The following is a 7,452-nucleotide window of genomic DNA, read 5'->3' on the forward strand; positions in this document are numbered from 1 at the left end:
CCATGACCCCGCCCCTTCTGTCGCTGCGCGGCATTTCGAAGAGCTACGGGCCGATCAAGGCCAACCAGGGCATCGACCTTGACGTAGCAGACCGGTCGATCCACGCGATCCTCGGCGAGAACGGGGCGGGAAAATCGACGCTGATGAAACTCATCTACGGCGTCGAACAGCCGGACGATGGCACAGCCACCTGGCAGGGCGAACCTCTCGCCCTCGCCTCCCCCGCTGAAGCGCGCCGCCAGGGCATCGGCATGGTCTTCCAGCATTTCTCGCTGTTCGAGACCCTGACGGTGGTGGAGAATATCCGCCTCGTCGTGCCTAGCAGGAAAGCGGAACTGACCGAGCGCATCCGCACGCTCGGCCGCGACTTCGGCCTGGAGGTCGATCCGCTGGCCCATGTGCATGCGCTCTCCGTCGGCGAACGCCAGCGGGTGGAGATCATCCGCTGCCTGATGACCAATCCGAAGCTTTTGATTCTCGACGAGCCAACCTCGGTCCTGCCGCCGCAACTCGTTGAGAAGCTTTTCGACACGCTGCGGCGCCTGCGCGACGGCGGTGTTTCCATTCTCTTCATCTCGCACAAGCTGGAGGAAATCCGGGCGATCTGCGACCGCGCGACGATCCTGCGCGCCGGCTGCGTCACCGGCAATGTCGATCCGCGCGAGCATGACGCGCATGATCTCGCCCGCATGATGATCGGCCGCGACATGCCCGAGCCGATGCCGGCCGAACCCAGGACCGGCGGCGACAAGCAGCTCGAGATCATCAATCTCGACCATACGCCCGACGATCCCTTCGCCGTGCCGCTCGCCGATATCAACCTGACGGTGCGGGCCGGCGAGATCCTCGGCATCGCCGGCGTTTCCGGCAACGGTCAGAGCGAACTCGCCGCCCTGATCTCCGGCGAGACGCGGCTTTCCCGCCATGAGAAGGATCGCATCCGCATGATGGGCGCGGATGTCGGCCAACTCGGCCCGGCAGCGCGGCGCGCCCGCGGCTTCGCCTTCGTGCCGGAAGACCGGCTCGGTCGCGGCGCCGTGCCCGAAATGTCGCTGGTGCTGAACGGGCTGCTCACCGCCCATCCGCTGAATCTCCTGAAAAACGGCCTCGTCGATAAAGCTCAGGCCACCGCCTTTGCCGAGACCTGCATCCGCGACTTCGATGTGCGCACGCCCGGCCCGCAGGCGGAAGCCGGGGCGCTTTCCGGCGGAAACCTGCAAAAATTCATCATCGGCCGCGAGATCATGCTGGCGCCGAAACTGCTCTTCGTTGCGCAACCGACCTGGGGCGTCGATATCGGCGCCGCCTCGGCCATCCGGCGGCGGCTGATCGCGCTGCGCAATGCCGGCATGGCGATCCTCGTCATATCAGAGGAACTGGAAGAGCTCTTCGAACTCGCCGACACGATCCAGGTGCTCTATCACGGCCGCCTCAGCCCGCCGCTCGTGACGCGCGACACCAGGCCGGAAGAGATCGGCCGCTACATGATGGGCGCAAAGCCGGAAAAGGCCGACGCATGAGCATGACGCATTTCCTGCCCAATCTCGTGCGCCGCGAACGCGCCTCGCGCAAGGCGATGCTGCTCGCCCCGCCGCTGGCGCTCGCCGCCGCGATCCTGCTCAATCTCGCGCTCTATGTGCTGATGGGCCGCGATCCCGCCGCCGTCGTGCATGCCATGCTGCTCGAACCCTTCCTCTCCTGGTCGTCGTTTTCCGAAGTGCTCTTGAAGACCGGGCCGCTGCTTCTCATCGCGCAGGGCCTTGCCATCGGCTTTCGCGCCAAGGTGTTCAATATCGGCGCGGAGGGGCAGTTCATCCTCGGTGCGATCTTCGCCTCCGCCATTCCGATCTGGTTTCCGCAGGCGACCGGCGGCTGGATCTGGCCTGCCATGCTGCTGATCGGCGCCATCGGCGGCGCGCTCTGGGCCGGCATCACCGCCTTCTGGCGCGTGCGGCTGAACGCCAACGAAATCCTGGTGTCGCTGATGCTGAGCCTGGTCGCCGCGCAGTTCCTCTATTACCTGCTGCTCGGCCCCTGGAAGGACCCGAACGGCTTCAACTTTCCGCAATCCGTGATGTTCCAGTACGACGCCATGGTGCCGACGCTGTTTGCCGGCACGCGCGTCAACGTCTCGCTGCTCATCGCATTCGCCCTCTCGCTCGCAGCCTGGGTCTTCATGCAGAGAAGCTTCATGGGCTACAAGCTGCAGGTCGGCGGCCTTGCACCCCGCGCGGCCGGCTATGCCGGCTTCAGCGAGGGACGGGCGATCTGGCTGTCGCTGCTGATAGGCGGTTTCGCCGCGGGACTTGCAGGTGCGGCGGAAGTCGCAGGCCCGCTCGGCCAGCTCCAGCGCTCGATTTCCACCGGCTACGGCTATTCCGCCATCATCGTCGCCTATCTCGGCGGCCTGCACCCCATCGGCATCGTCATCTCCTCCCTGGTGATGGCGGCGATCTCGATCGGCGGCGACAATGCCATGGTCTCGGCCAATCTGCCGATCGCCGCCGTGCGTGTCTTCCAGGGCAGCCTGCTGCTTGCCTATCTCGTCGCCGTCGCCTTCGTGCGCTATCGCCTCGAATGGCCGCATGTCACCGCGCGGAGCCCGTCATGAACGCCGTCGAATTCATTCTCGCCGGCATGCTGGCGGCGGCAACGCCCTTCCTGCTCGCAGCACTTGGCGAACTGGTGGTCGAGCGCGCCGGCGTACTCAATCTTGGCGTCGAGGGGCTGATGGCCTTCGGCGCGGTCATCGCCTTCATCATCGTCTATCACGGCGGCGGTCACTTCATCGCTTTCATCGCCGCCGGGGTCTGCGGCGCGCTGCTCTCGCTCGTCTTCGCCCTCATCGCGCTCGGTTTCCGCGCCAACCAGGTCGCGACGGGCCTTGCCATCGGCATTCTCGGACAAGGCCTGGCCGCGCTTTTCGGCAAAAGCTACGAGAGCCTGACGGTGAAGGGCCTGCCGAAGATCGGCATTCCCGGCCTTTCCGACCTGCCTGTCGTCGGCGGTCTCTTCGCGCAGGACGCCGTCGTCTGGCTGTCGCTGCTTGCGACACTCGCGATCTGGGCGATTTTCGCATTCACCAAAACCGGCCTCGTCATCCGCGCCGTCGGCGAAAATCCCAAGGCGGCGCATGCCATCGGCTATCCCGTCATCGGCGTGCGCGTCGCCGCTGTCGCCTTCGGCGGCATGATGGCAGGCCTCGCCGGCGCCTATGCATCCGTGGTCTATACCCCGCTCTGGGCCGACGGCATGATTGCCGGCCGCGGCTGGATCGCGATTGCCCTCGTCGTCTTCGGCACCTGGCTCACCGGCCGCGTCTTCCTCGGCGCCTGCCTGTTCGGCGCCGTCTCGCTGATGAGCCTTGCCGCCCAGACGACCGGGCTGGACCTGCCCTCGCAGTTGCTGTCGAGTCTGCCCTATATCGTCACCATCATCGTGCTCGGCATCATCTCCGCCGACCGCCGTCTGCTCAAACTCAACGGCGTCGCCTCGCTTGGAGAGCCTTTTGAACGCTGATTTTCATGCTGATACCCAACAATAATTCCAGTCAGGGCCGCAGATATGCCCAATCGGGCTTGAATGGATTTGCGTCACGCGTAAGACTATAATCCATAGGATTGTTCCCGGCCTTGCCAACACAACGCGAATAAGCGGTTGCAGGGGCGCAGAACGATGCTTAAGCTACAGCAGTGGCCACAACGGCACTGAGATCACGAGGATAACATGGCAACCGGCACCGTAAAGTTTTTCAACCAGGATAAGGGCTTCGGCTTCATCACCCCCGACAATGGCGGGGCAGACGTTTTTGTCCATGTTTCCGCAGTGCAGGCTGGCGATTCGCTCCGCGACGGCACGAAGGTCAGCTACGACATCGGCCAGGACCGCAAGACGGGCAAGTCTAAGGCCGAAAACGTCCGCTTGGCCTAAGCAAAATTTTGGGGGACGGCCTCGCCGTCCCCTTTTCCACCGCGCGTCCACGGGACGCCGAAGAGACCGGGCAATCGCCGTCCTTGGCGATCTTGTGGTTCAGACCTCTGCCCCGGAATGATCGCTGCGACATTCCCGAGCCTCTTGCCGATATCGGCGCCATGCAAACGATTCTCTTCATCCGTTTTCTAAAGCGCCCGCTTCGGCTTCAGCCGGCCGTCCGAATGCCGCAAGCCATTTGTGGGCCGGGCAGATCATCTGTATGTTCCGCCCCATGATCGAACATCACGGGGACTTGGATATGCACAGCCCGAGGCAATCTTTGCCGTTTTTTGCGCGACCCTTCGCATTGATAGGCCTGATCCCTCTCGTTCTCGCCTTCGACATACCGATGGCGCTGGCGGCGCAAAACGACTGTGGCTCCCAGGGCGCCACCATCGTCAAAAACGCCTATCCAGCAGCGCAAGAAACATCCGATCAGGTTTTCGAGGTCGACGGCGCGACCATCAAGGTATCGGCAAGCGCCTACGACGACCCGCATGCCATGATCTGCCGGGTCTGGCCGTCTCGGCCCGAGCTCACGCTGGTGGCCGTGCCGCTTGTGACGCGCCAGTCCGACGACGGCAACGAGGGCGATCTCGAGCTGCTTGTCGTCAACAGCAGCGATTCCGCGGTCAGGCAGCGATTGCGCCTGCCGCATCTCATGACGGATGATGCCCTGTATATTTCAAGCATTGCGTTCGACACGGCGCGCTATCGCCTTGCGCCGGGCAAGACGGCTTTCGGGCTGCGCGTGTCGCTGCAAGGCAGTTCGCGTCCCAATCCTTTCGGCGAAACGACGCTCCGGCTCTTCCGCATCGACGACAAGGAGCGCCTCACGCCCGTTCTGGACAACATTGTCGTCTCGAGCAACCAGGGAGAATGGGATACGAATTGCGCCGGCGAATTCCATAACACGGATCGCACCCTTTCCATGGCTCCCTCGGCCGGAAACGCCATCGCCGATATCGTGGTCGACGAAACCAGCACGACGACCATCAGCACGCCCGGCAAGGACGGCGCGTGCATCGATACCAAGACCGCAGGCAGCAACAGCTACCGGCTGCGCTATGAAGCCTCCGGTTATCGCGTTCCGGAGGGGCTGAGCCGGACCGAGTAGGTGATTGCCGGCCCGGGCGTGCCGATCCATCTGCGGTACGCCCGGCACGATCGACCAGCCATGACCGCTGGCCGTCCATTCCCCAAACAAAACACCCTTTCCCGGTTCGCCGACAATGGGATATCTTCGCTCACGCCACCATGCTACGACGCGCCTGAACAAGGCCGCGAGACACCCCGATGCTTCCCTGGATCCAGCTTGATCGTGCAACCATTCCCGGCGATGGCGGCGAGCTTCGCCTGAAGCAGCGCGGCAGCGAATTCTCCATCATGCTCGGCTCGACGGAGCTTATGAACAGCAGGTTGAGCGGCTCCGAAGAGGCCCTGGCGACGCTGAGCTGCGAGCGCATTGCAGGCCGGAAGAACGCCCGCATGCTGATCGGTGGCCTGGGCATGGGCTTCACCTTGCGGGCCGCTCTCGGCGCGCTGCCGCAAGACACGTCCGTCGTCGTCGCTGAACTCGTTTCGGCCGTCGTCGAATGGGCGCGCGGACCGATGGCGGACCTGCATGCCGGCACACTCGACGATCCTCGCGTCGATATCCATGTCGGCGATGTCGGTGCCCTCATTCGCTCGAAGACCGCCGCGTTCGACGCTATTCTGCTGGATGTCGACAACGGCCCGGACGGGCTGACGCGCGCCTCCAACGACGGCCTGTACAGCCACAAGGGCTTACGCGCTGCCAAGGACGCCTTGCGCCCGAACGGCGTACTCGCCGTCTGGTCGTCGGCTCCGGACAGCGTGTTTACCCGCCGATTGGGCGAAGCGGGTTTTGCCACCGACGAGGTGCGCGTGCGTGCCAGCACCAAAAACAGCGGCGCCCGCCATGTCATATGGATGGCGACCAAACGTTAGCTGACTCCATGGGTTTAACCATGCCTTGGGCAGGGTCGCGTCCGTCAGCCTATTGTTATGCGAAATGATTGTCAGGCTCGAACCCGGAAGAAACCGAATGGATCAACAATCGGAAATGATGACGATATCCAGCCGCAGTGATTTTGCGCAATGGGCTATCGAGCGCGCCAAGGCAATCGTCGCGGAGGAAGGCGGAAACCTGGCGCTTGCTGCCCGTGACGGCGACGATGCGCAAATCGCAGAGACGGCAAATGCGCTCGGTCAGGCCATCGTCACTGCGCTCGTCGAGGTTTTCGACGGGCTGGTATCACCGGAATAGCATACAATTCTGCATGCCATTCCAAACGCCGACGCAGCGGAAAGCCAACTTCGTGATTTTCGCTCACATCATAGCCAGAGATGTGGGCGTTTCATCCACTTCGTCATGCCACATCAGCGGCACCCACCACGCCTTTCGTATGATAAACGCAAACTGCATGCAATTTTTTATCTGAATATTCCAATAAAATGACTGATATTGGCGATGGATGCCAGTCATAATTCATTGACATTGCATACAATTGAATCATAGCATCACAATACGAGAAGGATATGAGGTTCTTCCGGACGACAGAATTTCCAACGTCACGCGAAGCCAGCGAGAGCGCCTATGAACGTCGATAGCAGAGCCGACAGCCCCCTCTCCCCGCGCACGACGCTCGTGCTGTCCCGGTCCGAAATCGAGGGACTGGTGAGCATGGCCGAGGTCATCGAAGCGGTGGAAAACGCGCATGCCGACATGTCAAACGGCACGGCGGCACAGCCGGCAGCGACTGCGATGAAGCTGCCGTCCGGCACCGGCGCCTTCCTGGCGATGCCGGCACTTGCCGACCGTCAGGGCCTCGCGGTCGTCAAGCTGCTCGCCGACATTCCCGACAATCCGGCGCGGAACCTTCCGATGCAGCGCTCGGTGGCGCTGCTGGTTTCACAGGAGACCGGCGCGCCGGTGGCGATCTTCCACGGCCAGATTCCGACCCGCATCCGCACGGCCGCCGCCAGCGCCGTTGCGACACGCCACCTTTCCCGCGCCGACAGCCGTGTTCTGGGCCTGATCGGCGCTGGTGATCTCGCCGTCGAGCATGTGCGCGCCATCCGCGAAGTCCGCGCAATCGAGCGCGTCGTGGTGTGGTCACGCTCGGAAGCTACCGTCGCCCGCTTCATCGAACGCGCCGGCCGTGACTTTCCCGATCTCGTGCTGGAAGGCGCAGCCTCGCCTGAGGACGTCTTCGCCAAGGCCGACATCGTCTGCACGCTGACACCGTCGCGCGAACCGCATGTCAAAGGCGCGTGGTTCAAGCCGGGCCAGCATATCAACGCCGTCGGCGCACCGCCACGCCCGGACCACCGCGAAATCGATTCCGCTGGCATGGCGCGGGCACGGATCTTCCTCGACAGCCTGCCCATGTCCATGCACGACTCGGGCGATCTGCTTCTGGCCATTGCCGACGGAGCGATCACCGCGGAACAGGC

Annotated in this window: 8 protein-coding genes; all 8 read left to right on the forward strand. The window is 63.3% G+C overall.

Annotation, left to right across the window (positions count from 1 at the left end; genetic code table 11):
- Window positions 1-2 precede the first annotated feature (2 nt).
- Window positions 3-1,520, forward strand: a complete 1,518-nt coding sequence (locus ACOZK4_RS00360; RefSeq protein ID WP_421589855.1) for an ABC transporter ATP-binding protein — start codon at window positions 3-5, stop codon at window positions 1,518-1,520.
- Window positions 1,517-2,611 (forward strand): ABC transporter permease, encoded by a 1,095-nt coding sequence (locus ACOZK4_RS00365; RefSeq protein ID WP_421589856.1) that lies wholly within the window; start codon window positions 1,517-1,519, stop codon window positions 2,609-2,611. The genes ACOZK4_RS00360 and ACOZK4_RS00365 overlap by 4 nt, the downstream gene beginning before the upstream one ends.
- Window positions 2,608-3,519 carry an ABC transporter permease gene (locus ACOZK4_RS00370; protein WP_421589857.1) on the forward strand — a complete coding sequence of 304 codons (912 nt, stop codon included), beginning with the start codon at window positions 2,608-2,610 and terminating at the stop codon, window positions 3,517-3,519. Before ACOZK4_RS00365 ends, ACOZK4_RS00370 begins: the two co-directional genes overlap by 4 nt.
- A gap of 207 nt (window positions 3,520-3,726) precedes the next feature.
- Window positions 3,727-3,930, forward strand: a complete 204-nt coding sequence (locus ACOZK4_RS00375) for a cold-shock protein (protein ID WP_313527702.1) — start codon at window positions 3,727-3,729, stop codon at window positions 3,928-3,930.
- A gap of 274 nt (window positions 3,931-4,204) precedes the next feature.
- A complete protein-coding gene (locus ACOZK4_RS00380; protein ID WP_421589858.1) occupies window positions 4,205-5,089 on the forward strand; it encodes a hypothetical protein in 885 nt (294 codons plus the stop codon).
- Window positions 5,090-5,268: 179 nt separating this feature from the next.
- Entirely contained in the window at window positions 5,269-5,943 is a 675-nt protein-coding gene (locus tag ACOZK4_RS00385; protein ID WP_421589859.1) for a spermidine synthase, read from the forward strand.
- 97 nt (window positions 5,944-6,040) lie between these two features.
- Window positions 6,041-6,262, forward strand: coding sequence for a hypothetical protein (locus ACOZK4_RS00390; protein WP_421589860.1), 222 nt, complete (start codon window positions 6,041-6,043; stop codon window positions 6,260-6,262).
- A 330-nt stretch (window positions 6,263-6,592) separates the two neighbouring features.
- A partial coding sequence (locus tag ACOZK4_RS00395) for an ornithine cyclodeaminase family protein (RefSeq protein ID WP_421589861.1) occupies window positions 6,593-7,452 on the forward strand: 860 nt, incomplete at its 3' end.

This window comes from Shinella sp. M27, assembly GCF_049199905.1.
GTDB lineage: Bacteria > Pseudomonadota > Alphaproteobacteria > Rhizobiales > Rhizobiaceae > Shinella.